General features: G+C 67.6%; 21 protein-coding genes. 5 read left to right on the top strand and 16 right to left on the bottom strand.

Annotation, left to right across the window (positions count from 1 at the left end; all coding sequences use genetic code 11):
* Window positions 1-284 precede the first annotated feature (284 nt).
* From flhB to VT84_RS14105, 3 genes are all read left to right on the top strand, one after another.
* On the top strand, window positions 285-1,352 hold the full coding sequence (gene flhB, locus VT84_RS14115; RefSeq protein ID WP_052558012.1) for a flagellar biosynthesis protein FlhB: 1,068 nt from the start codon (window positions 285-287) through the stop codon (window positions 1,350-1,352).
* Window positions 1,353-1,818: 466 nt separating this feature from the next.
* The gene (flhA, locus tag VT84_RS14110; protein WP_082840004.1) at window positions 1,819-3,960 is read left to right on the top strand and encodes a flagellar biosynthesis protein FlhA; all 2,142 of its coding nucleotides are present in this window, start codon (window positions 1,819-1,821) and stop codon (window positions 3,958-3,960) included.
* Between the two features lie 33 nt (window positions 3,961-3,993).
* On the top strand, window positions 3,994-4,722 hold the full coding sequence (locus VT84_RS14105) for a sigma-70 family RNA polymerase sigma factor (protein WP_052558017.1): 729 nt from the start codon (window positions 3,994-3,996) through the stop codon (window positions 4,720-4,722).
* A gap of 189 nt (window positions 4,723-4,911) precedes the next feature.
* Here VT84_RS14105 and VT84_RS14100 read toward each other — a convergent pair whose 3' ends face one another.
* Window positions 4,912-5,574 carry a class I SAM-dependent methyltransferase gene (locus VT84_RS14100; RefSeq protein WP_052558019.1) on the bottom strand — a complete coding sequence of 221 codons (663 nt, stop codon included), beginning with the start codon at window positions 5,572-5,574 and terminating at the stop codon, window positions 4,912-4,914.
* A gap of 178 nt (window positions 5,575-5,752) precedes the next feature.
* Here VT84_RS14100 and VT84_RS14095 point away from each other — a divergent pair, with 178 nt between their 5' ends.
* Window positions 5,753-6,787: an NAD-dependent epimerase/dehydratase family protein gene (locus tag VT84_RS14095; RefSeq protein ID WP_082840003.1), complete on the top strand. Its 1,035-nt coding sequence runs from the start codon at window positions 5,753-5,755 to the stop codon at window positions 6,785-6,787.
* Between the two features lie 23 nt (window positions 6,788-6,810).
* Window positions 6,811-7,797 carry an NAD-dependent epimerase/dehydratase family protein gene (locus VT84_RS14090; protein WP_204249756.1) on the top strand — a complete coding sequence of 329 codons (987 nt, stop codon included), beginning with the start codon at window positions 6,811-6,813 and terminating at the stop codon, window positions 7,795-7,797.
* Between the two features lie 7 nt (window positions 7,798-7,804).
* On the opposite strand, the gene VT84_RS14085 is transcribed toward VT84_RS14090, so the two are convergent.
* The 15 genes from VT84_RS14085 to VT84_RS14015 form a co-directional block, all read right to left on the bottom strand.
* Window positions 7,805-8,521, bottom strand: a complete 717-nt coding sequence (locus VT84_RS14085; RefSeq protein WP_082840001.1) for an NDP-sugar synthase — start codon at window positions 8,519-8,521, stop codon at window positions 7,805-7,807.
* On the bottom strand, window positions 8,518-9,105 hold the full coding sequence (locus tag VT84_RS14080; protein WP_082840000.1) for a D-glycero-alpha-D-manno-heptose-1,7-bisphosphate 7-phosphatase: 588 nt from the start codon (window positions 9,103-9,105) through the stop codon (window positions 8,518-8,520). The genes VT84_RS14085 and VT84_RS14080 overlap by 4 nt, the downstream gene beginning before the upstream one ends.
* Before the next feature lie 15 nt (window positions 9,106-9,120).
* Window positions 9,121-10,782: a TIGR04372 family glycosyltransferase gene (locus VT84_RS14075; RefSeq protein WP_082839999.1), complete on the bottom strand. Its 1,662-nt coding sequence runs from the start codon at window positions 10,780-10,782 to the stop codon at window positions 9,121-9,123.
* Between the two features lie 18 nt (window positions 10,783-10,800).
* Complete coding sequence (locus tag VT84_RS14070) at window positions 10,801-11,841, bottom strand: zinc-binding dehydrogenase (RefSeq protein WP_052558030.1); 1,041 nt, start codon at window positions 11,839-11,841, stop codon at window positions 10,801-10,803.
* A gap of 152 nt (window positions 11,842-11,993) precedes the next feature.
* Window positions 11,994-12,893: an NAD-dependent epimerase/dehydratase family protein gene (locus tag VT84_RS14065; RefSeq protein WP_082839998.1), complete on the bottom strand. Its 900-nt coding sequence runs from the start codon at window positions 12,891-12,893 to the stop codon at window positions 11,994-11,996.
* A gap of 13 nt (window positions 12,894-12,906) precedes the next feature.
* Complete coding sequence (locus VT84_RS14060; RefSeq protein ID WP_082839997.1) at window positions 12,907-13,746, bottom strand: hypothetical protein; 840 nt, start codon at window positions 13,744-13,746, stop codon at window positions 12,907-12,909.
* Window positions 13,727-14,875, bottom strand: a complete 1,149-nt coding sequence (locus tag VT84_RS14055; protein ID WP_082839996.1) for a class I SAM-dependent methyltransferase — start codon at window positions 14,873-14,875, stop codon at window positions 13,727-13,729. The genes VT84_RS14060 and VT84_RS14055 overlap by 20 nt, the downstream gene beginning before the upstream one ends.
* Window positions 14,876-14,911: 36 nt before the next feature.
* Entirely contained in the window at window positions 14,912-16,147 is a 1,236-nt protein-coding gene (locus tag VT84_RS14050) for a hypothetical protein (protein ID WP_082839995.1), read from the bottom strand.
* 77 nt (window positions 16,148-16,224) lie between these two features.
* Complete coding sequence (locus tag VT84_RS14045; protein ID WP_052558042.1) at window positions 16,225-17,007, bottom strand: phytanoyl-CoA dioxygenase family protein; 783 nt, start codon at window positions 17,005-17,007, stop codon at window positions 16,225-16,227.
* Between the two features lie 27 nt (window positions 17,008-17,034).
* Window positions 17,035-17,802, bottom strand: a complete 768-nt coding sequence (locus VT84_RS14040; protein ID WP_052558043.1) for a TylF/MycF/NovP-related O-methyltransferase — start codon at window positions 17,800-17,802, stop codon at window positions 17,035-17,037.
* A 52-nt stretch (window positions 17,803-17,854) separates the two neighbouring features.
* Complete coding sequence (locus VT84_RS14035) at window positions 17,855-18,553, bottom strand: class I SAM-dependent methyltransferase (protein WP_082839994.1); 699 nt, start codon at window positions 18,551-18,553, stop codon at window positions 17,855-17,857.
* Between the two features lie 39 nt (window positions 18,554-18,592).
* Window positions 18,593-19,645: an alpha-ketoacid dehydrogenase subunit beta gene (locus VT84_RS14030; RefSeq protein WP_082839993.1), complete on the bottom strand. Its 1,053-nt coding sequence runs from the start codon at window positions 19,643-19,645 to the stop codon at window positions 18,593-18,595.
* 37 nt (window positions 19,646-19,682) lie between these two features.
* The gene (locus tag VT84_RS14025; protein ID WP_157469499.1) at window positions 19,683-20,681 is read right to left on the bottom strand and encodes a thiamine pyrophosphate-dependent dehydrogenase E1 component subunit alpha; all 999 of its coding nucleotides are present in this window, start codon (window positions 20,679-20,681) and stop codon (window positions 19,683-19,685) included.
* A gap of 39 nt (window positions 20,682-20,720) precedes the next feature.
* Window positions 20,721-22,214: a PfkB family carbohydrate kinase gene (locus VT84_RS14020; protein WP_162271702.1), complete on the bottom strand. Its 1,494-nt coding sequence runs from the start codon at window positions 22,212-22,214 to the stop codon at window positions 20,721-20,723.
* Window positions 22,215-22,554: 340 nt separating this feature from the next.
* Window positions 22,555-23,280: a Uma2 family endonuclease gene (locus tag VT84_RS14015; protein ID WP_162271701.1), complete on the bottom strand. Its 726-nt coding sequence runs from the start codon at window positions 23,278-23,280 to the stop codon at window positions 22,555-22,557.
* Window positions 23,281-23,386 lie beyond the last annotated feature (106 nt).

Here is a 23,386-nt window from a genome sequence, read left to right as displayed (position 1 = left end):
CGACCACAAGGGAGCGGTCGCAGAGACCCCAGCAGCAACAGTAGATGGCGACCCGTTGTTAGTTGTTTTCTGTAACCGGCCGCTGTGAGGCCGCGTGTGGAGTGTGTTTGTTGTTCGTGGCACAGGCCTCTGGCCTGTGGAGGCGCTCACCGGCCAAAGGTCTGTGCCACGAACAACAGGCCACAAACGAACTCGGGACCGGCTCGCGAAAAATCTGGCGGCGTTTGGTAATTCCCTGGTGACTGGTGGCTCATCGGGCACGGTCATTCCCGAAAGGGTGACGAGTGGCTGACGAAGTCGACGACGAATCAAAAACAGAAGATCCGACACCGCGTCGGCGCGAGGAGGCGCGCCGACAGGGTCAGGTGCCGTTTAGTGCGGAACTGGTCGGAAGCCTCGTACTCGTCGTCGGCGTGGTCGGCCTGTCGAACCTCGGGCCGGACGTCTGGAACGCTCTCATCAACATCTTTCGTCACGACCTCCCCCGGGCATTTCGGCCCGACTTCAACATCGAAATTGCTGTGGAACTCATGGCCCGCACGGGGCTCCGGGCGCTCGCCGCGCTCCTGCCCTTCTTCGGGCTGTTGCTCGCCGTAGGCGTGGCCGCGAGCGTCGCGCAGGTGGGGTTCCAGATCAACACGGAAAAGCTCGAACTGAATTTCGACAAGCTGAACCCGGCCACCGGGTTGACCCGACTGTTCTCCACCGCGGCGCTGGTCCGCGGGTTGCTCACGATCCTGAAGGTGATCGCGCTGGGCGTGGTCGCGTATGTCGTGCTCAACGGGCGCGGCGGACTGATCGGGAGCCTCGGTCAGGGGCGGGTTGCGGGCGCGGCGCCCGCGGCGTGGGCCGTTGTAATGAAGTTGGCGCTCTACCTCGCCGGTGCGGTCGCGCTCGTCGCGGTCTTCGACTACGCCTACCAGCGCTACCGGTTCGAGGTCTCCATCCGAATGACGAAGGAAGAGCTGAAGCAGGAACTGAAGCAGGAAGACGGCGACCCGATGGTGAAGGCCCGCATCCGGCAAATCGCACGCGAGCGCACCAAGCAGAAGATGCTGAGGGAAGTGCCGAAGGCCACGGTCGTTGTCACGAACCCGACCCACTACGCCGTCGCACTCCGATACGACGCCAACCGCGACAGCGCTCCCGTGGTCATTGCTAAGGGCAAGGGCGCGTTCGCCAAGCGGATCGCGAAGCTCGCCCGCGATTCCGGCGTGCCCGTACTGGAGCGCCCGCCGCTCGCACGGGCACTCCAGTCCATCCGAGAAGGCCAACCGATCCCGGGCGTGCTGTTCCGGGCCGTGGCCGAGGTGCTCGCGTTCGTCATGAAGTTGCGCAGCGAAGCGGTGTAAGTCAAAGCGGCAATAATTTCGCGCCCGGACGAGCGCGTTTGCTCAATATGTGGCGCGGACATTTTCGCCCGCGTCTGGTATTGGGCGTTCTGAGCCAAGCAGAAATGTGTTGATTCACTCACCTCGTTGTGAAAAACACACGTGCGGTGGGTCTGTATCGCGCAGGGAAAAGGCTCGAAATAGCAGGCGACGAAGCTGAACAAACCGAGCTATTGAGCGGCACGCGGAACTGCGGTTTGATGAGTGTTATGCGCCAAGCGCAATGGCGCAGGATCGAAGTTTTCAGGAATGGCGCAAAACCGACTTTGGGGAAACCCGAACGGAACTTGCGCTGGGGCCGAATCCTGAGAGTGTGACAGGAAGGAAACCTTAGAAACGTTGCGTCTTCCGTGACTTCCGCGCGCCGAAAATCGGCGGCGTTCTAAATCATGGTGTCGCCGGAAACGGCGACCTGAATGGACTCCCGATGGCAAGCGACATTAAACCCGTTACCGGCAACCCGTTACTGCGGAGCGAACTGCTCCTCTCGGTCGCCCTGCTCGGGTTACTCGTAATCTTCTTGGTCCCGCTGCCCACGCTGGTGCTGGACCTTCTGCTCGCGTTCAACATCAGCGCGACCATCCTGTTGTTGCTGGTCACGCTGACGGTGAAGCAGCCACTGGAATTCTCGACGTTCCCGTCGCTGCTTTTGCTCTTTACCTTGTTCCGACTCGCACTGAACGTCGCGACCACGCGACTCATTCTGCTGAACGCGCACGCAGGCGAAATCGTTGAGGCGTTCGGTAAGTTCGTCGTCGGCGGCAGCCTGATCGTCGGCCTCGTGATCTTCTTGATCCTGATCGTGATCCAGTTCGTGGTGATTACGAAAGGGGCCGGGCGGGTCTCGGAAGTCGCGGCGCGGTTCACGTTGGACTCGATGCCCGGCAAGCAGATGGCGATCGACGCCGAAATGAACGCGGGGATGATCGACGAGGTCGAGGCCAAGAAGCGCCGAACGGCTCTCATGAGAGAGAGCGAGTTCTACGGCACGATGGACGGTGCCAGTCGGTTCGTCCGGGGTGACGCAGTAGCCGCGATCATCATCACGGCCGTGAACCTGGTGGGCGGGTTCATCATCGGCCTGACGAAGGGGATGCCGTTGTCCCAGGCGATCCGGACGTACTCGATTCTGACGGTCGGTGACGGGCTGGTGACCCAGATCCCGGCCCTCATCACCGCCACCGCGTCCGCGATGCTGGTGACTAAGGCGACGTCTGGTAACAGCTTGGGCGAAGAACTGGAGGGCCAGTTCCGGTCCGCGTCGGCCCCGTTCCGGCTCGGCTCGTACATCCTGTTCGCACTCGCGATCGTGCCCGGGATGCCCGTAATTCCGTTCCTCGCACTGGGTAGCGCGCTGTTCTACATGTCGCGCCGCAGTGCACAACCGGCCGTGCCGGTCCCCGCCGCCGCGGGAGCTGCGGGCGAAGGTGCAGCGGGCGCGCCGGGCGCACCAGGCGCGGCCCCGAAGTCACCGGTTGAAGGGTACCTCGACGACTTCCTGCAAACGGACCGGATCAGCCTCGAAATCGGTGCCGCACTCATTCCCTTGGTGTCCGCTCGACGCGGACCGGGGCTCCTCGACCGGATCGGGGGCTTGCGGCGCGACCTCGCGAAACAAAGTGGTTTGTGGGTGCCGGCGGTCCGTGTGCGCGACAATATTCAGCTCGACCCGCCTTCGTACAGAGTGTTGCTTGGCGGACGGGAAGTAGCACGCGGCGAAGTGCGCCCGGACTTCTGGCTGGCGATCGACCCGGGTGGCGCGAGCCGGATCTCGCTCGCGGGCGAAGAGGCCCGTGAACCGGCCTTCGGCCTCCCGGCCAAGTGGATCACCGACGCGGACCGCAACCGCGCCGAGGCCGCCGGGTTCACCGTGGTGGACCCGCCGAACGTGATTATCACGCACCTGGGCGAAGTGGTGCGCCGGCACGCGGGCGAACTGCTCGGCCGCGACGACCTGAAATCGATGGTGGACCGGGTCCGCGAAACGACCCCGGCCGTGGTGGACGATCTGATCCCGAACGTCGTCAGCATGGGCACGCTACACCGCGTCCTCACGCTACTGCTCGAAGACCGGGTACCGATCTCGAACCTGCCGCGCATCCTCGAAAGTCTCGCGTCGCACGCGCCGACCGTCAAAGACCCCGCGGAACTGACCGAACGGGTACGGGCCGACATCGGGCGCTCGGTCGTGGACCGGTTCCGCGATCCCTCCGGGCGCATCCGGGCGATCGTGCTGGACCCGCGCCTCGAACTCGAACTGCGCCGATCGGTTCAGGGGCACCAGTTGGTGCTCGATCCGACCCGGTTGGAGCAACTCACGCTACGAGTTGCGGGCGAAATACGAAAAGCGAGCGCCCGCGGGTACGAAGTTGCTCTATTGTGTGATGGGAGCCTCCGCCGTGCCATCCGGCACTCACTCGCACGGGCGCTCCACGACCTCAGTGTCGTCTCGTACCAAGAAATTCCGACCGACCTGTTAATGGAACCGGTGGCCGTGATTCGCCCCGAGGAACTAACCGGCGACGCCTCCCCCGGCTTAAGCAATTTGTTCGAGCAGAACCGAACTTAATCGTCCCGTTGTTCGCCCGAGTCATAACACACCATGAGTGGCAACATTCAAGCGTACCAACGACAAGCCGACCAGCAGCGCCGCGACGAACTCATCGTGTCGCACCTCCCCCTGGTCAAGCACGTGATCGGGCGACTCATCGGCGACACGCCCCCGGGCGTGGACGTCGAGAACCTCGAATCGGCCGGTGTCCTGGGACTCGTGGAAGCGGCCTCGAAGTTCGACCCCACGCGCAACGCCCAGTTCAAAACGTTCGCGTACCTGCGCATCCGCGGCGCGATCGTGGACGAGATGCGGCGCAACAGCCCGCTCCCCCAACACGTTCACACGCGGCTCGCCGCGGTGCGCCGGGCGTGCCGCACCCTGCCCCACCCGATCACGGTCGAGGCCATTGCTGCCGCGACCGGAATGACCGAAGACGAAGTCACGGATACACTTGCGGCGGAACGGGTCGCTAAAACGACGTCCTGGGAACAGACCGCCGACGCGAACGGCATGGAGCCGGCGGTCGCGGCCGAGGAGCCGTCGGTCGAGATGGAGCGCTGGGAAACGATCCAGCAGCTCACCGACGCGATCGAGGGGCTCGACTCGAAGGAGCGGATCGCGGTCACGCTCTACTACCGCGAAGACCTGCGACTGAAAGAAATCGCCGAAGTGATGAAACTCTCCGTGTCGCGCGTGTCGCGCCTGCTAAGCAAGGCGACGTTCGAGCTGGGCGAGCGTCTCAAGGCGCTCAAGGCCGGCGCGGTCGTGGCCGGCTGATTCACTCAAAACACACGCAACGGGGCACTGGGCAGAACCCAGTGCCCCGTTGCGTTTTGGGCGCGATTCTGTGGCACTGGCCAGAGACCTTACACACGCCCCTCGGAACCGCTCACCCGACCAACACACTCCGACACCGCGAGGGGACGAAGCCGCACGAATCGCACCGTTGCGGCCAACCGCCCCGCATCACTCGGCGATGAACCAGTAGTAATCGCCCGTGTACCCGACCTCGTCGAACACGCGCCGCCAGTCGTCCACGTGCATGTACGTGAGGGCGGTCAGGTTCCACTTGAGCAGGCGCTCGCGCTCGGGGTCGTTGCGCCAAGCGTCCATCGTCACGAACGCGCGCCCGCGACTCACGCGCTGAATTTCGCGCAGTGCCTGTTTACACCGGTCCTGGGGCAGGTTGTGGATCGTGTTGATCGAAATCACGAGATCGAAGCTGTTGTCCGGGAACGGGAGCGCATCGGCGCCGGCCTGCTGCAAGTACGGGCGCACCTCCTCGCGGGCGCGTTCCAGCGCGTACCCGGACACGTCCACACCGGCGACTCGCAGTTCGGGCATGAACAGTTTGAAGTCGTGCAGCATGAACCCCTTCGCACAGCCCACATCGAGCAACTGAGCGTCGGGCGCCAACTGGTAATGGTCCCGGAACCGGCGCACGGTATCGGTCCAGAACCGCGGGTGGTAGTTGTATCCGCCGTACCCGCTCAGCCGGTCCCCGTCGAAGTATTCGACCCCGAACTGGCGCGCCGCGGACCGGTGCGCTTCGGTAATGAGGCGCCCGCGGTCGTCGATCGGTCGGTTCGACTTCGGGTACCGGTCCAGCAGGTTGATCTCTTGGCCCATCGCTCGCCCTCCAGGTGCGCGACGAACCTATATCCGCACCTGCCCTAGGGAGCAAGCCCGTGCCCGACGATTGGCGTTGTCACCGAGAGCGGAAGTTTCTTACAGTGGCGCCCCCTGCGGGGCCGATTGAATCACGGATGTGTGTGACCGCCGGCCCCCGGTCGAAGGGAATCGCGATATGAGTTCAGGTGTCTCACCCGCCGGCGCCCCGAGGGTGTTCGTGCCCGGTGGCGCGGGGTACGTCGGGGCGGTTCTGGTGCCGGCCCTGCTCGACGCCGGGTACCGGGTCCGCGTGCTCGATCTGTACCTGTACGGGCACGAGCCACTGGCCCCCGTGCGCGGGCACCCGAACCTGGAAGAAGTGACCGGGGACGTGCGCGACCTGGCCGCGGTTCGGGCCGCGGTAGCCGGGTGCGAGGCGGTGATCCACTTGGCCTGCATCTCCAACGACCCGAGCGTCGAGCTGGACCCGGGCCTGAGCCAATCGGTGAACTACGACTCGTTCGGGCCGCTCGTCCGGGCGTGCAAAGAAGCCGGGGTGCGCCGGTTCGTGTTCGCCTCGTCCGGCAGTGTGTACGGCGTCAGTGACTCCCCGGACGTGACCGAGGAGCACCCGCTCGTTCCGGTGTCGCTGTATAACAAGTTCAAGGCCATGTGCGAGCCGGTGCTGCTGGCCGAGGGCACCCGCGACTTCGTTCCGGTGATCGTCCGCCCGGCCACCATCTGCGGGCACTCGCCGCGCCAGCGCCTGGACCTGACGGTCAACATTCTCACCAACCACGCGATCAACAACGGGAAGATCACCGTGTTCGGTGGCGTACAAATGCGCCCGAACCTGCACATCCGCGACATGATCGACCTGTACCTCCTGCTGCTCACCGCGCCGGACGAGAAGGTCGGGGGCGAGATCTTCAACGCCGGGTACCAGAACTACACCGTCGCGGAAACGGCCGAGATCGTCCGCGGCGTGGTCCAGCGCGAGGCGCCCGAGCGCGGCGCGATCGAGATCGTCACCACGCCGTCCGACGACATCCGCTCGTACCGCGTGAACGCGGACAAGGTGCGCCGGGTGCTCGGGTTCGTCCCCAAGCACACCATCGAGGACGCGGCGGTCGATCTGATCCGGGCGTTCCGCGCCGGGCGGTTGCCGAACTCCATGACCGACCCGCGGTACTTCAACATCAAGCTCATGAAAGACAAGAAGGTCGCGTAACGGCACCAAGAATGGGGGCGGGTGTGGAGCGGTTCTGCGTAATTGGTAGCAACTCGTTCTCTGGTGCGAGTTTCGTCGCATCGGCTCTAAAAACTGGGGCCGAGGTACTCGGCATCAGCCGGTCCCCGGAAGCGGACCCGGTGTTCCTGCCGTACCGCTGGACCGATGCGAGTCGCTTCACGTTCCGCCAACTCGACCTGAACCGCGATCTCAACGCGATCGACGCGGCGCTCCGGGAATTCCGGCCCGATTTCGTTGTGAATTTCGCGGCGCAGGGCATGGTCGCACAGAGCTGGGCCAACCCCGAGCACTGGTACCGCACTAACACGGTCGCGATGGCCGGGCTGCACGAGCGCCTGCGCACGATGGACTTCCTCAAGAAGTTCGTCCAGGCGTCGACCCCCGAGGTGTACGGCAACACGTCCGGGCTCGTGTCCGAGAACGCCCCGTTTAACCCGAGCACGCCCTACGCGATCTCGAAGGCCGCGTGCGACATGAACCTGCTCGCGTACCACCGGGCCTACGGGTTCCCGGTAGTGTTCACGCGCTCGGCCAACGTGTGCGGCCCGGCTCAAGCGCTGTACCGGATCATCCCCAAGACGGTCCTGTGCGTGCTCACCGGGAAGCGGCTCCGGCTCGAAGGGGGCGGCACCAGCGTCCGCTCGTTCATTCACATCGACGACGTGTCCGATGCCACTCTGCGAGCGGCCCGCGACGGGGCACCGGGATCGGTGTTCCATCTATCAACGCCGCTGAACCAAACGATCCGGTCCGTGGTCGAAGAGGTGTGCCGCCAACTCGGGGCGCCGTTCGAGGACTCGGTCGAGGTGGTCGGGGCCAGGCTCGGACAGGACGCCGCGTACCTGCTCGACTCAACGGCAGCTCGTACCAAACTCGGGTGGGAACCGCGCCGCGGAGTCGCGGACGCGATCGCAGACACGATTACCTGGACGAAGAAGAACCTGGACGCGCTCCGCAGCGCCCCGGCCGAGTACATCCACAAGGAATAGTGCCGGATCAGCCGACCAGCCCGTCTCGCACCGCGGCTTCGGCCGCCGCGAGCCGTTCGGGGGAGTCGATCGCACACCGGTACCCGTTCAGCGGGTGCGCGTACAGTCGACCGGCTCCAACGACCGCGGGGAACACGTCCCGCGGGAAATCGCGCGGCCCGGTGGGTGGGATCAAATCGAGTACCTCCGGTTCGGCCAGAAGCACACCCGAAAACACGCGGTCCGAATCGACGCCTCGTCGCTCCTCTTCCGTCGGCCGTTCGAGAAATCGCTCCACGCGCTCATCGGCTCCAACGACAACCACGCTATTGGACCTGGCCCGACGGTGCGTGAGGATCGTGGCCAGCGCCCCGCGTTCCGCGTGCGCGGCCCGTAGCGCGCCGAAGTCGTGGGCGGTCAACACGTCCCCGTACTGAACCAGGAACGAGCCCCCGCGGAAGTGATCGGCCGCCGCACGCACCGCACCCGCGGTCCCTAGTGGTTCGATCTCGTATGAATAGGTCAGATTCACCCCGAACCGGCTCCCGTCCCCGCAGTAATCTCGGATCATCTCCGGGCGGAAGTGCAGGTTCACCACGATGTCGTCGAACCCGTGCCGCGCCAGGTGGCGCAAGACGTAATCGAGGACCGGCCGCCCGGCCAGCGGGAGCATGGGCTTCGGGGTTTCGCGGGTGAGTGCCCCGAGCCGGGTGCCGAACCCGGCGCACAATACCATCGCCTTCATCGGCTCTCCAGAATCCAGCGGGCCGCGTCTGCCAGTGACGTACACGTGTGGTCCGCGCGCACCGACGGGTCGATTGGCTCGGCCGTCACGATCGGTGGCGCGCTGGTTTGCGGCCCCTCGACCAGTACCGTGCGGCACCCGGCCCGCGCCCCGGCCAACACATCTGTGATCCGGTCACCGACCATCACGGACGCCGACAGGTCCAGCGCCCGCTCGCGTGCGGCCCGCAGGAGCATCCCCGGGCGCGGCTTACGGCACTCACACACGACTCGGTACGCGGGCACATTGGCGTGCGGATGGTGTGGGCACGCGAACACCGCGTCGAGCGCGGGCGCACCCGAGGCCCGAAGCTGACGGTTCAGTTCGGTGTGGATCTCGTCGAGCCGGGCTTCCGTGAGCAGCCCGCGTGCGACTACTGCCTGGTTGGTCACGAGAATCAGCGCGAACCCGGCCGCTTTCAGGGCCTGAAGTGCCGGACCAACCCCATCAAGGAGTTGCACGTCCGCGGGGGCCAGCAACGCACCCTCGTTATCCGGTACGATGACCCCGTCGCGGTCGAGGAACACGGCCCGGCCCAGCGTCATCGCGACCGTCCCTTGTTAAGCGGCGCCCGCCGCAGCCGATACGAAACCGAGGAACGCCAGGTGCATCCCGACGGCCCGCGTGTCGGGGGCGAGTAGTGGCTGTGTGAACGAGAACTGTAATTCGACCTTGCGCCGGCCCGCACCGGCCGGAACCGGGCAGGTCAGTTCGACGGCACCGGAACGCAATACCCGCCGGAGCACTTCCTGTCCGTCGACCGAGACGCGCACCTCGGACTCGGCCGGCCGCGGCCCGATCTGCGGGAGCATCCCCCGGAGCACGAATTCACCACCGGGCGGGTGGGTCAGCACACAGTAGGCGGCCCCGGCGACCCAGCCGTCGTCGTAAATGCCGTCGGAGTCCAGTGCCGGATCGACGACGTCTTGGGGGAAGTTCCGGACCGCGGCCGGCGCCGGGGCCGTGCAGAGCTGCCGGGCGGCCCATCTCGAGTTCCGCAGGCACAGGCACTCCGGGGTACCGCACCCGGCCCGATTTTGGTCCGGGGCGCACGCGCCCGGTTCGGCGAGCAGCCAGCGGTGCCTACGAAGGAACAACCGCCCGAACCGCGACGCGGCCCCGCACGTGTAGTGCCCGGGGCCGAGCAACTTGCGGTACGTGGTCTGGTACGCGCGGTCCTCATCGGTTTCACGGAACGCGCCGTCCAGCTCATCGAGCATTTCAAGCACCAGCTCACGAATGTCCTCTGGCGTGTTGTCCTCGGTCCCGGTTCGGGCCAGTTCCAAACAGTGCGAGAAACGAGCGTTCCCGAGCCGCCCACCGAGGATCTCGGCGAGTGTCAGGAGCCGCCCGGTCCGCAGGTCGCGGAGCGCCTTGGGGATGAACAGGTCGGCCGGCCCGTAGGGGAACGCGATCGCGGGCAGGGCCTGGTTCGCGAGCGCGCACGGAGTGCCGAACACGCTCGCGAGCGCGGCCAGACCCGACGCGCTCCCGAGCAGGAACTTCGCCCGCGCGCACAGGAACACGTCCATCCAGTCGCTCCGCAGCGCGCTGTGTGCGTAATCGGTGACCCCGGGGGTGGGCGGCAGCGGGGTCATGGTCGGGTCGCCCATGCGCACGCACCACCCCCCCCGCGCGACAATGGCCCGCAGTGCCGGGAGGTAGGTTTCGATCGCAACGTTCCGCGCCCGGGCACCTGGTTCGTTGGCGTCGTAGCCACCCTCGCGGCAGTGAACGGCAACGATCCAGGCCCCTTCGGGTATCCCGAGTTTGCGCAACTCGGACTCGCCGCGCGCGCGGTGGGCAGCGGTGAGCTTCAGCACGGGCGGGCGCCCCGCGTAAGCGGCCTGGATCGCACCGAACGTGGCCGTGTCGTTGATGGCCGTCACGTAGGGATCGGTCGGGTATTGGAACGCGGGGATCTCGGCGAGCGGGCCGAATACACGCACCCAGAACGGCGAACTGATGACCCACAGCCGCTGCCGCCAGTAATCGAGCAGGCACGGGTTCGCGGCCTCGGCGCGCGGCACCAGGAGCACGCCCACGCACCGGGGGCGCAACCCGAGCCGCCCCTCTTTGACGAAACAGTCCGGTTCCGCGGCCAGGTGCCCGATCCGGGAGAACGCGGGGGGGAACACGGGGTTCATCAGGAACCGCACCCGCAGCGCGCGGCACGCCAGGACCGCGAGCCGGAAAACGATGGTACCAACGGCCCCGCGCATCGAATCTCCCCCTATCGGTCAGGCCAGCATGTTGATGAGGGCGCGCGCGACCCGCCCGCCCTCCAGGTCGTCGAGCGCCGCGTTCGCCCCGCTGAGCGGGTACTCGCGCGAGATCAGGTCCGCGAGCGGCAATTTGCCGTCGAGGAACAGGCGCGCGTACCGCGGCAGGTCGCGATCGGGCACCGTGTCCCCGCCCCACGTGCCCACGATCCGCTTGCCGCGAATCAGGTCGAACGGGTTCAGCGAGATCTGCTCGCCGTGCGGCAGGTTCCCGGCCAGAACGCACAACCCGCCCTTGTCGCGCACGCACCGGAACGCGGCCTCCATCGTCTCCCGGCGCCCCGCGGCCTCGACCGCGAAGTCGGCCCCGCGCCCCCCGGTCAGTTCCAGGATCGCGGCCACGGGGTCGCAGTGGCAGGCGTTGACCGTGTGCGTGGCCCCGAACCGGCGCGCGTCGGCCAGCTTCTGCTCCACCACGTCCACAGCGATCAGGGTTCCGACCCCGTGCAGCCGGGCGGCCATGACCGCGCTGAGGCCGATCCCGCCGGCCCCGAACACGACCAGCGCGCTGCCCGCGGGCGGGTTCGCGGTGTTGGTCACCACCCCGGCCCCGGTCGGCAGCGCGCACCCGAGCAGCGCGGCCTCGCGCAGCGGCACCTCGGCCGGCACCGGGACCACCCGGTTCTCGCAGGTGACCGTGCGCCGCATGAACGTGCTGATCGCCCCGGAGTTCACCCGCCCCAGTTCGCTCCCGTAGGAAACCGAGGGCACGTCCGCACCGTCCCCTTTGATCCAGGTGAGAACGACGCGGTCCCCGGGCCGGACCTTCGCGACCCCCGGGCCGACGGCGGTGACGGTGCCCGAGCCCTCGTGCCCGAGCGTGTGCGGCAGGAACCGGTCCGGCCCGCGGCGCCCGCGGACCTCGTGGAGCTGGCTGTGACACACGCCGCTGTAAGCCACATCGACCAGCACCTGCCCGGGCCGCAGTTCGGGCAGGTCGAGAGTGAGGGACAGCAGCGGTTGGTTCAGCTCGACCAGGACGGCGGCTTCGGTTCGCATGGGTCACTCCGGAATCGACCAGCCAAGGGCCGTCGCGGGAGCCGAGTCCGGCGCGTGTTCGGAGGGCGCCGACACGAGCGCTCCGAACAGCGCGCCACGCGGAGCGGGATGGTACATCGGTTCAAACGGAATAGACGATGCCCGCGAGCGAATCAAGACCTGTCGCCCGCCCCCGGAACCGAAGCGACCGTATCGGCGAGACCCTTTTCCAGGGGAGTGAACCGCAGATCCGGGAGCGCGGCACGTAACCGGGCGATGTCGAAGGTCTGGTCAGTCCGCGCCCGGTCGCGCGGCACGGAAACCACCTCGAACGGGCGGCCGACAAGGGCGCGGAGGTGCGCCCACAATTGCCGAAACGAGTGGCTCTGCCCGGTGGCCAGATTGTAGACCCCCGGTGACCCGTTGAAGGCAAGGGCCGCTGTGATCTCCGCCAGATCGCGCACGAACAGGTAATCCCGGACCTCGCTCCCGTCGCCGAACACTTGTACTTTTCCGCTGTGTAGTGCGGAGTGCAGAAAGGCGCCCGGCCCGTAGGGGCGGGTCGTATCACCGGGGCCGTAAACCATACACGGGCGCAGGGTCACCAGGGGCACGGCCGCCCGCTCCGCCGCGTGGCGAATGACGCCCTCGGCCGCGAGCTTCGAGACTCCATAGAGCGCGCTCGGGGCGACGGCCGTTTGCTCGGTGATGGCCGCATGACACGTCGCGTCCCCGTAGACCGCACTGGAGCTAAAATACACGCAGCGCCGGGGGCGCCGCGCGACCACGCACCGGGCCACAGCCGTCGCGATCGCGACGTCGTCGGTGAAAGTGCGGAACGGATCGGGTCCGCGCGGGGCTCGCGCCGGGACGATCAGAACGGTGTCCCCGTCCACGATCTCGCCGAGACGGTCCGCCGACCCCGCGGACGTGAGATCGAGTTCGGCGGAGCCCACGACCCGGAGGCGGTCGCCGAGGAGCGGTCGGAGCCGCGCCGCGAGCGCGGTCGCGAAGAACCCGGCGCGCCCGAGGAGGACGCACCGCGGCGCGGCACCGGTCAGCGTGTCGACCATCGCACCCTCTCTTTCAGGCCGCGGGCGCGAACGCCTGGGCGACGCGACTCACCACGCCGCGGGAGAACTCGCGGAAGTAGCCGGGGCGCACCGCCGAGCCGTCGTTCATGTTCGAGAACCGGACGTCCATAGTCCAGCGGGTCCAGGCCCCCGCGTTGCTCCCCCCGTGGACCATGCACCCGAAAAACACCACGAAGGAGTTCAGCGGGGGCGCCACGAGCGTCAACCGGTCCGGCGTCAGGGCGGCGATCGTGTCGTCGGTCCGCGGCTGGTAAACGAAGCCCAACCCGTGGGCCAGCGAGCCCCTCTTAACGGTCGAGCGGAACGAGTCGTCGAACGGCTGATCGCGGACCCGGAGCGAGGGCTCCCGGTGCGTCCCTTCGGCCAGGTAAATGCCGCTGCCGGCGGGGAGCGGCGCGAGCGGGAACCAGAAGTTCAGGTGGTACGCCGAGGAGCCGTAGAACGAGTCGCGGTGCAGCCCGATACCGTCGGTCTCTTCGCCGGCGCGCCCGACCCGCAAGTGCGGGGCCGCCTGCACCATCACGTCCGGCCCGAGCAGCGACACGATGAAGTCCCGTTCGGGCCGAAACAGGCGCTCCAGGACGGCGCCCGCGTGCAGGGCGTCGGTGATCGAGCGCACCACACGCAGGTGCGTCTCCCGATCGGGAACGCGCTCGTGATAGGAGGTCAGGTCGCCGGCGAACCCGTACCGCCCCAGGACGTCGTTACAGACGCCGGCGATCTCACCCAGGGAGCCCGGGTCGGTAAAGGGGCGGACGGTGTACCCTTTGGTCAGGAGCGATTCGTGGTCGGCCCCAAACGCGACGGGGGTCTCAAGCGGACCGGCGCTCATCGTGCTCTCCTTCGCAGTTCCAGGGGTTGACGACCCGGCACCCGAAACCCGCCAGCCGCGGGGCGACCCGGCGCGCGACCGATTCCGCGACCCCGAGCACGACGGTCCGGTGGGCCGCGTCGCGGGGGTGGCACACCGGCCGCCCGAGGACCGCCTTCCCGATCTGGAACGGTGCCTCGTCCACGAAGCCGACGCACCGTTCGCCGAGCCCCCGGGCGACCAGTACCCCGATGAGGGCGGTCCCGAACACGTAGCAAGGCTCATCGGGGAGCGCGGCCAGCCCGCGCTCGAACCGCTCCAACTCGGCGACCGCCGGGCCGTAGTCCGGGGCCCCTTCCGGCGCCCGAACGGGGGCACCGGAGACGGCACAGGCGGTGAGCTCGTTCGCGATGAGGTCGGGGACGAGCTCGGTCCCGAAACCGGTGCGGTCGATCGTCCGGGCGAGGAGCGCGGCGTCGTAGTGCGTGGTGTGGTCGATGGTGTAGAAGTCCGACGGGTTCCCGATGGCGTCGGGCACGACCACACACAGGAGCCCCGCGGGGCGGAGCAACTGTCGGATCGTCGTTAACGTTTCGTGCGGGGCCGGGACGTGCTCGAGTGTGTGAATGAGAACGCAGGCGTCGAACGCGCCCGGCACCCGGGCGAGCTCCCCGTGGTGGTACCGGCCCGCGCCGCAGATCCGCTCCACCCAGGGCGCGAGGCTCGGGCTCAGGTCGAAACCGTGCAGCTCCCAGCCCGGGGCGCGGGCCTTGGCCGCGGCGAGAAACGCCCCGCGGTGGCACCCCACTTCCAGGACGCGCGCGCGGGGCTCGTTCAGTCGCTCCGCAACGAGCTGGGCCACCACTTCCGACCGCGTCCGGTCCGGTTGCCCCGGCCGGCGGACGATCTTGTCCGCGCTGGTATCGTTGTCAAAGAGCACATACGCGGCCGAGTAATCGGCGACGAGTTCCGCCCCGACCTTTTGAACCAGAGCGCACACCGAACAGCGGTAGACCAGGGCCGGTTGCGCCACGATGCCGCTGGCAGAAGTAACGGAGTGGGACAGGCGCGAGGCGAACAGCGGTTTCAGATCCCTCCCGCAGCCCCTGCAACAGTGTTGAACGGCGGAACCGTCCGGCTCGGATCGCACGAGAACCTCCTTATTTCCTGCCCGTTGACGTCGACTTCAGCCGCGGCGCCCGCTCCCCAGCCGGCGCCGGATCTTTCGGACCCCTACCCAGAGAAACTCGCGCGGCCCCTTCTCGAACAGCTTTCGGGTCAAGTACCGGGGCGATAAGAAGCGCCACCGACCGGGGCCGTGAACCGGCACCACGACCGCGACCGGCGGTTCCGGCGGGGCGGGTAGTTCCGGTTCCGGCGCGGGGGGCGCGGGCGCGATGAGGGCGGGCGGGGCCAGCAAGTCGAGGATCGCGTCCACGGTCGCGTCGGAAGCCGCTTCCGCCGCCCCCCAGTCGAGCGCGTCGGGCTCGATCCCGGCGTGGAGGCGGATCCGGTGCGCCAAGAACCGGCGGTGCTGCTCGTTGGCCTGCTGGCGCGCGAAGGCCGCGACGCTCTCGACGCTCGCGGTATTGGGCGCGAACTCACAAATGTTCTGGGCCGCGGGGCTCATGTCACAGGCGAAGATCTCGTCCGAGTCCCCGACGACGTAAACGTCACCGGGGTCCGGGCACGCCAGCCAGATGTAGTCCGCGTCCACGGTGCCTTCCGGGACGACCCCCCTGTGGGCGGAGTGGACCATGAGCGGGTGGAGGTGAAAACAGCGGGCCAAGATCCCGTCCCGGCCGGCCCGCCAGAAAAGGAGCGACGGCCAGCCGGCGAACACGGGGGAGTCCCAGAAGAGCTGGCCGCAGATCGGGTGCAGGTGCCGCAACGAGAGCCGCACCAGGTCGCGCGCGCCGACGGTCAGCGTGCCGTCCGCGGGCCGGAAGTGCGCCGCGAGCAGGTCCGGCGCGAACGTCTCGCGCACGACGCGGAGCCCGCACATCGCGATCAACCGCTTGCCCGTCGCGGCGATCGCCTCGAGCCGGGCGAAGCTCCCGTCGGACCAGATGGCGTCGGGGGCGAGGAAGACGACCGCGGCCCCGTCGCCCTCGGCCGCCCGCACGGTCCGGCGGTGGCACTCGGTCATGGCCGCGTACTTGTTTTGGGTAAAGTCGATGTCGTCGAACGCCACGACCTCGGTCCGCATACACGCAGAGAGGCGCTTGTACTCGGCGGAGGCCCGGATCCGGTCCGCGTCCGGCGGGGCGGTGGCGATGACGTAGACCGAGCGGTCCCGGGTCCGCAGTGCCGGCAGGTTACCGGGCGACAAGTTATTGGGAACGACGGTCTTCAAAAAGGTTTCAACGTACTGCGCGCCCCACACGACGGTGATGAAGTGGAAGTGCGTGGGGCCAGACATTCGCGGTACCCTTGTGTGATCGCGCCGGCCGGCACCACCGGCGCGGTTCGGTTCCCCCGTCCCTTCGGGAGCGGTCGTCAGGCCGCCGCGGCCGACGGGTTCACCACCCGCCACTCCTGCATGTCCAGGTAGTGCTTGGTGGACTTCTCCCGGCTCGGGAAGAAGCGGAAGTCGGTGCTGATGCGGGTGCGGTCCGAGGTGTTCGGCACCGACGCATGGACCACCCAGCGGTTGAGCACCAAACAATCGCCGGGGTCCATCGTGCAGTGGACCCCGGGGCGGGCGCCCGTGTCCACCCCCTCGAACCAGAACTTGCGCCCCTTGTCGGCGAGCAGTTCCAGCGGCCGGTTGGTCTGCTCGTACACCATCACCCCGCCGCACCGCTCGTCGATCACGGTGAACGGCACCCACACCGTGACGAAGTCGGTCATGTGCGGGTTGTAGCTGACGTCCTGGTGGGCGGGCACGCCGGCGTGCCTGTTGCCGGCCAGCACGAACCGCGACGTGGGCGGCATGTGCATGAACAGCCGCTCGTCCCCGAGCACGGTTTCCAGCACCCGCCGCAGGCCGGCCGCGCGCGGCACCGCCCACATCTCCGGGTCCAGCCGGGCGCTCAGGGGGAAGTGCCCGGACATCATGTTCCGCAGGTTCTGGTCCAGGTGCTCGAACCGGGCCCCGGTCGCCGCGTCGATGGCGGCACACAGGCCCGCCTCGTCCGCGGTGCCGAACGTCCGGTGCAGCTCGTCCAGCATCACCCGCATCGCACCGGTCAGGTGCGCCCGGACCCCGGCCACTTCGCCCGGGGTGAACACGCCGCGAAACACCTGGTAGCCGTGTTCGCGGAAACAAGACAGGTCCATGCGTAGGGTCTCCGGGGCGCCGCTGGGTCACTCCTTGACGATGTACCCGGCCGGGGCGTTGGTCCACGGGAAGGTGCGCACCCGGACGCCGGGCAGCCCGGCCAGGAGCTCGTCCACCGCTTGGGTCTCGCCCGGCCACTGTTTGATGGCGTACTCGTCGAAGATAATGACCCCGCCGCGGCTCAGCCGCGGCCAGAACGCTTCGACGGCGGCCCGCGTCGGCCGGTACAGGTCGCAGTCCATGTGGACGAGGCTGAACCGCACGCCGGGGTTCTCCGCGACGAACGCCCGCGGCGTTTCGACGATGTCCCCGACCACCAGTTTGATACGGTCCTTCCACGAGACGAACCGGTCGCGGTCGAAGATGTCGATGGCGCTCTTCAGCTCCTCGAAGTACGGCTCCGGGGAGAACCCGCCGACGTCCTTCTGAACGGTCGCCTCCACGCGCCCGTCCTCGGGGGCCAGTTCGGTGAACCCCTTCCAGTTGTCGAACCCGTAAACGACTTTCGTGCGGTCGCCGATGCAGTAGCACTCCAACAGGTTGGCCCAGGTCATCAGGCCCGAACCGCGGAACACCCCCACCTCGGCGATGTCGCCGGGCACGTCGAGGGTCAGCCGGAACAGTTCGGTGTGCGCCAGGAACCGCTTCAGCCACTGGCGGCGGACCAGAACCGGAAACATTTGCACGGCCGTCAGCGGATCGATCTTGTACTCCGCGCAGTGCTCCGCCAATCGCTGTTCGACCGCGGCGTCGATCCCCTGCTTGTGCAGTCCGTCGAACGGCCGAGCCGTCATCGGTGCCTCCGGGTTGTGTGGTGCGTAGCGGTACCGAGCGGGCGCCGGCGGCCTAGCGGCCCGGGCGGACCCCGACGGCCAGCGCCCAAATGTAGTGGCACATCGGTGCGTACCCGGTGTGCACGACCTCGTCGTTCATCCCGAACATGAACACGTTCTCGAAGTACCGCTCCATCAGCTCGCGGAGCGTGGCCATGCTCTTGAGGTTGATGTGCCCCACCTGACTCTGGGGCGAGGCGTAGGCCGCGCTGGTCACGTTCGGGGTTCCGGTCAACAGGACGCCGTTGGCGGGCAGACACCGGACGATGTTCTCCACGAACCGGGCCTCACCCGCGGGGTCGACGTGCTCGATGACGTCGACCGTGTATGCCGCGTCCACCTTCAGGTCCGGGGCCGCGGTGTTGATGTCGCCGTGCAGGTAGGTCACGTTCTTCAGGTGCGCGAGGCGCCGGGCGTTCCCGTCCACGAGCCGCGGGTCCCAGTCGAGCGCGTAGACGCGCGGTACGGCCTGGGCGACGATCGGGAGCCCGAAGCCGTCGCCCGCCCCGACCTCGAGTACGCTCTTCTTGCCCTGCAACAGTTTGGCAACGAACTTGTACCGCGAGAGCACAAAGCACATGTGCTTCGGGTCGTTGACGAGGCTGTACGACGTCCACGGGCCGAGCGCGATCTCGTCCGCGGCGAACAAAATGTCCGCCGTCTGCTCGTACACCTTCTCCACCCGGACCGGCGCCCCGTTCGACGTTCCCATGAGTTCCCCCAGTTTCTGGTCCCCGCCCCGCCACCCGCGTCAGAACGGTCCGGTGAAGCTCGGGTCGGGCACGTCCAGGTGTGCCCGCGGGTCGGCGGCCGGGCGCGGGGGCGTGCGCCCCTGCACCATTTCGCACGCCGCCGCGACGATGTCGAACGCCCCCGGGTAGAACGCCCCGGCCAGCGCCGGGGTGGTCGGGGTCGGGCAGTCCGGGAGCCCGATGCGGCGCGGCCGGCACTTGAGCGAGTCGACTTCTTCTGCGACTCGCGCCACCACCTCGGCGGAGAACCCGGCGTGCGTCCAGCTCGTGTCCGCCACGATTAGTCGACCGGTTTTTCGGACCGATTCGACGACCGTCTCGGCGTCGAACGGGCGCAGGCTCCGCGGGTCGATCACCTCGGCGTCGACCCCCTCGCGGGCCAGCACCTCGGCCGCCCGGTGCGCCTCCAGCGCCATGTGCGACAGGGCCACGATGGTCACGTCGCGCCCGGGCCGCAGCACGCGGGCCTTACCGAACGGCACCCGGTACAGTCCCTCGGGCACCGGCCCCGTGATGTTGTGCAGCCACCGGTGCTCGATGAACACGACCGGGTTGTCGTCCTCGACGGCCGAGATCAGCAGCCCCTTCGCGTCCTGCGGCGTGCTGGGCATCACCACCCTCAGCCCCGGGATGTGTGCGAACCACGACTGGAGGCTCTGCGAGTGCTGCGGCCCCTGCCCCCACCCGCGCCCGACCAGCAACCGGACGACGAGCGGCACGCTCTTCTGCCCGCCGAACATGTAGTGCCACTTGGCCGCCTGATTGACGATCTGCTCCATCGTCAGAACGGCGAAATCGATGCGCTGGTGCAAGAGGATCGGGCGCATTCCGGTGAGAGCCGAACCGATGGCGACACCGGTCATGCCGTTCTCGGCACACGGCATGTCCATGACGCGGGCGCCGCCGTACTTCTGCTCCAGCCCCGCGGTGGTGCCGAAGATGCCCTTGGGGTCGGTCGCCCCCAACCCGATCACGTACACGGCCGAGTCCTTGGCCATGCACAGGTCGGTGGCCTCGTGGACGGCCTGGAAGTATTTCAGTTCGCGGGACATGACCGGTGCATCCTCCGTGACGCGGTTCGCGTAGTGGTCAGGCGGCCCGAGCGAGCGGGTGCGCGGAAACGGCGCCCGCGTAGACGTTCCGCATCAGGGCGTCCGGCCCGGGGAACGGGCTGTCCTTCGCGAACCGCGCCGCGCCCGCGAACTCGTCCTTGATTTCGGCGGTCCAGGCTTCAATATCGGCACCGGTAAACGCGCCCGCGGCGAGCCCGGTTTCGCGGAGCCGGTCGAGCGGGCACAGTTCGCGCCACCGCTCGTACTCGGCCGGGGTGCGGTACCCGATGTCGTTGTCGAAGTTCGGGCCGCAGTGCTCGCGCCAGCGGTACGTCTTGAACTCCAGGAACGCCGGGCCGGTCGAGCGCACGTGTTCGAGCGCCTCGGCCGTCATTCGGCGCACCGCGAGAACGTCGTTCCCGTCACCCTGCACACTGGGCACACCGTGCCCGCGCGCCAGCGCCGCCACCTCGCGCCCCTCGGGCTGCCGTACCGACAGCGGCGAGTACACGGAGTACAGGTTGTTTTCGCACACGAACAGCACCGGCAACTTCTTGAGCGCGGCGAAGTTCAAAGCCTCGTGGAACACGCCCTCCTCGGTCGCTCCCTCACCGAAGAACGTGACCACGACGCGGGGGTGCCCGCTGCTCACCGCCCCGAACGCGGCCCCGACCGCGATCGGGATCGTGCTGGCCACGATCGGGGTGGCCCCGAGGAACCCGACCGACAGGTCGATCAGGTGCATGGACCCGCCCATGCCCCCGCAGCACCCGGTGGCCTTGCCGTACATTTCGGCCATCATCGCCCGCAGGCTCCCCCCCTTAGCGAGGTAGTGCCCGTGCGCGCGGTGGGTGCTCATCACGAGGTCGTCGCGGTCGAGCGCGTCGCACACCCCGGCGCACACGGCCTCCTGGCCGATGCACAGGTGAACCGGGCACCGCATCTGCTGCTCGGGGTACAGGTCGGCGATCCCCTCTTCGATGAGCCGGATGCGGAGCATCTCGCGGTAGAGCCGCCGGGCCGTGTCGTTTTGCACCTGGTACCTCTCTCCTTCAGCGGGTCACGGGCTCGGGGCCTACTTCAGCAGGTGACGGACGTACCGGACGAGCGAGTCGCGCTCGATCGGGCTCCGGTTGCACACCGTGGCCACGGCCTGGGCGCCGGCCACGTTCCCGAGAAACCCGGCCACCTCGACCGGCGCGCCCTGAACCACGCACGGGGCGGCCAGAGTGAGGAAGGCGTCCCCGGCCCCGACCCGGTCCACGATCTTGCCCGCGAACGCCGGCACCTCGGTGAACCCGTCGGTCGGGCTGTAGCACAGGCACCCGCGCGCGCCGCGGGTAACCGATACGGCCCCGCACCCGGTCCGGCGCACCAGCGCGTCGATCATGTGCCGCAGGTCGCCCCGGCGGTCCCGCGAATCGAGGCGCAACTCGCCCTCGGTAATGCACACGTAATCGGCCCGCGGGTACTTGGACGCCGTGTGGTACCCGAAATTGCCCGCGTTGGATTGCGTGTTCACGGCCAGGAACCGGGCCTCGTCGCACAGCACCCGCACGGCCTCCGGTCCGAGCATCTCGTGCCCGAAGTCGAACACCAGGACCGCGTCGAACTCGCCCACCCGCTGGCGCAGTTCGCGGCACACGGCGGCGCTGTCCGCTTCGCTCAGGTGGCTGTCGTTGATCTCGTACACCTCGAACAGTTTGGTGAAGAAGTACTGTTCGACGAACCGGCGCTTGACGATGGTGGGGGCCCCGGGCCGGCGCACGAACCGGGTCTTGATCCCCGGGTTGAGGGCCCCCCCGACGAACCGCTCGTGCGAGTTCTGCTCGCCCAACATGCTCACCAGCGACACGTCGCCGCAGAAGTTCGCCAGGTGGTTGGCGGTCGCCAGCACCCCCCCCGCGAACTGTTCGACCGAGAGCGATTTGACCGCGAGAGTCGGTTCCTTGGACGCTTTCCCGATGGCCTCGCAGTAGTGGTACTCGTCGATGATCGTCTCACCGACGATCAGCACTTTCAGCGGCCGGATCCCGTCCAGGTACCGCAGTACCGTTTCGGGACCGTACCGGCCGGCGAACCCGGCCAGGTACTCGTTCGCGGCCCGCGAGAGGGTCGGGAACTGGGGAGTCAGGTCCGCGGTCCCCAAAGCGGTCGCCGTAGACGCGACCGTGCCCCCGACGGCCGCGATCGCCTGTTCTTCGGGGGCCGCGCACTCGGGCACCAGGTCCGGCCCCTTGACGAACACGTCCGGGCGCAGCGCCTGAATGCACTCGACCGCCATCGGCCACTTGTTGACGGCCACGAAATCGACGCACTCCAGGGCCGCGATGGACTCGGCCCGCACGTCCTCCCGGAACGCCGGCGGACCGGCGCTCACGAACCGGTCCGGGGTCACGGTGACGATCAGAATGTGGCCCAGTTCGCGGGCCTGTTGGAAGTGGCGGATGTGACCGGCGTGGAGCGGGTCGAACGCCCCGTGGCACAGCACCACCTTGCGCCCCCCGGCCCTGAGCGGCGGCAGGAGCGCGGTCAGCTCCTGCAAGTCGATCACCTTACGGCGGGGCACCGGTGGGCGCTCGCCGCTGGGAATCCGTTCGCTCAACATAAGGGTCTTCCGTCGACCGGGGCGCGTCCGCCCGGCCGCTCCGCTGGCCGGGATATGTGAACCGTAAAGTAGGAGACCTATAGACGGCCCACACGATTCAGTCAACCCCGACCCCGACAAAAGGAGGGCTTCTTTACCGTGCCGCAGTTCGTGAAAGTGGGATGAGCGCCGGTACGCGACAAAAAATGACTACCGCGAACGCCACGTGACGCCCCGCGGCCACAAATGTAAAGCGGCGCGAGGTGCTGAGCCCTCCAGTTACCCCGTACAGGGAAGGAACAGCCGAATGCGATCAACCAGATCACGGCAGGAGATCGCTAACGGCGATGCGCGATTGAGGGACCGCGAGCGGCGTAACCTTGTCGTCGCGCCCGTGGGCACTCACGGACGCATAATTCATCCCGAAGCGCGACGCGGCATCCGGCGCGGGCGATCGGAACACCAGCACGCGATCGGTCGTGAGATCAACGACCCAGTAATCCGCGATCCCACCGGTCGCGTACAAACTCGCCTTATCGTGCGTGTCTTCGTGGATCGTCGTTTCGCTCACTTCGACAACCAGAAGAGCGGTCCTCGGATGATCGACGAAATAATCGCGTGGTGAGCCGGGGACCACGGCGACATCCGGTTCAGGTTCGGAAATCTGTCCCAAGTTGAGTGGTAACTGGCAGCGCACATCGAATCCATGCGAGAAGATCGCTTCAAGAGCTTTTGACACGAGCCGGATCGTAACCGCATGGGGCGGGTTCATCACGGCCGTTTCCTCCAAGATGACCCCGCCGATCAACTGCACGCGCTGATCGCGGAAGAACTGGCTGTCGCCGAGCGCGTGATACTCCTTTCGAGTAAACACAAACGGGTGCGGCGGATCGGTGCATTCCATCACGGTTCCGCCGACTAGATCGACCGTGTGCCCGGCGAAAAGCCCGAGTTGCCGCATCCGCTCGAACTCGGCAACGGTCCACAAACGCGGTGACGGGTCGCGCTGTGACGTTGTGGGTGGTACGAGCAGATCAACGGTCGCCATCGTGAAGCCCTCCATATCCCTGAAGTTTAGCCCAAGCCGAGTAGCGCGTAATAGCCCGGTTTACCCTCTTTCCTGGGACTGCGGGCGTCTCGCCCGCCGCTTCACA

This window comes from Gemmata sp. SH-PL17 (assembly GCF_001610855.1).
Classification (GTDB): Bacteria; Planctomycetota; Planctomycetia; order Gemmatales; family Gemmataceae; genus Gemmata; species Gemmata massiliana.
Note: the sequence above shows the minus strand (reverse complement) of the source record. Positions and strands in the feature narration are given on the sequence as shown.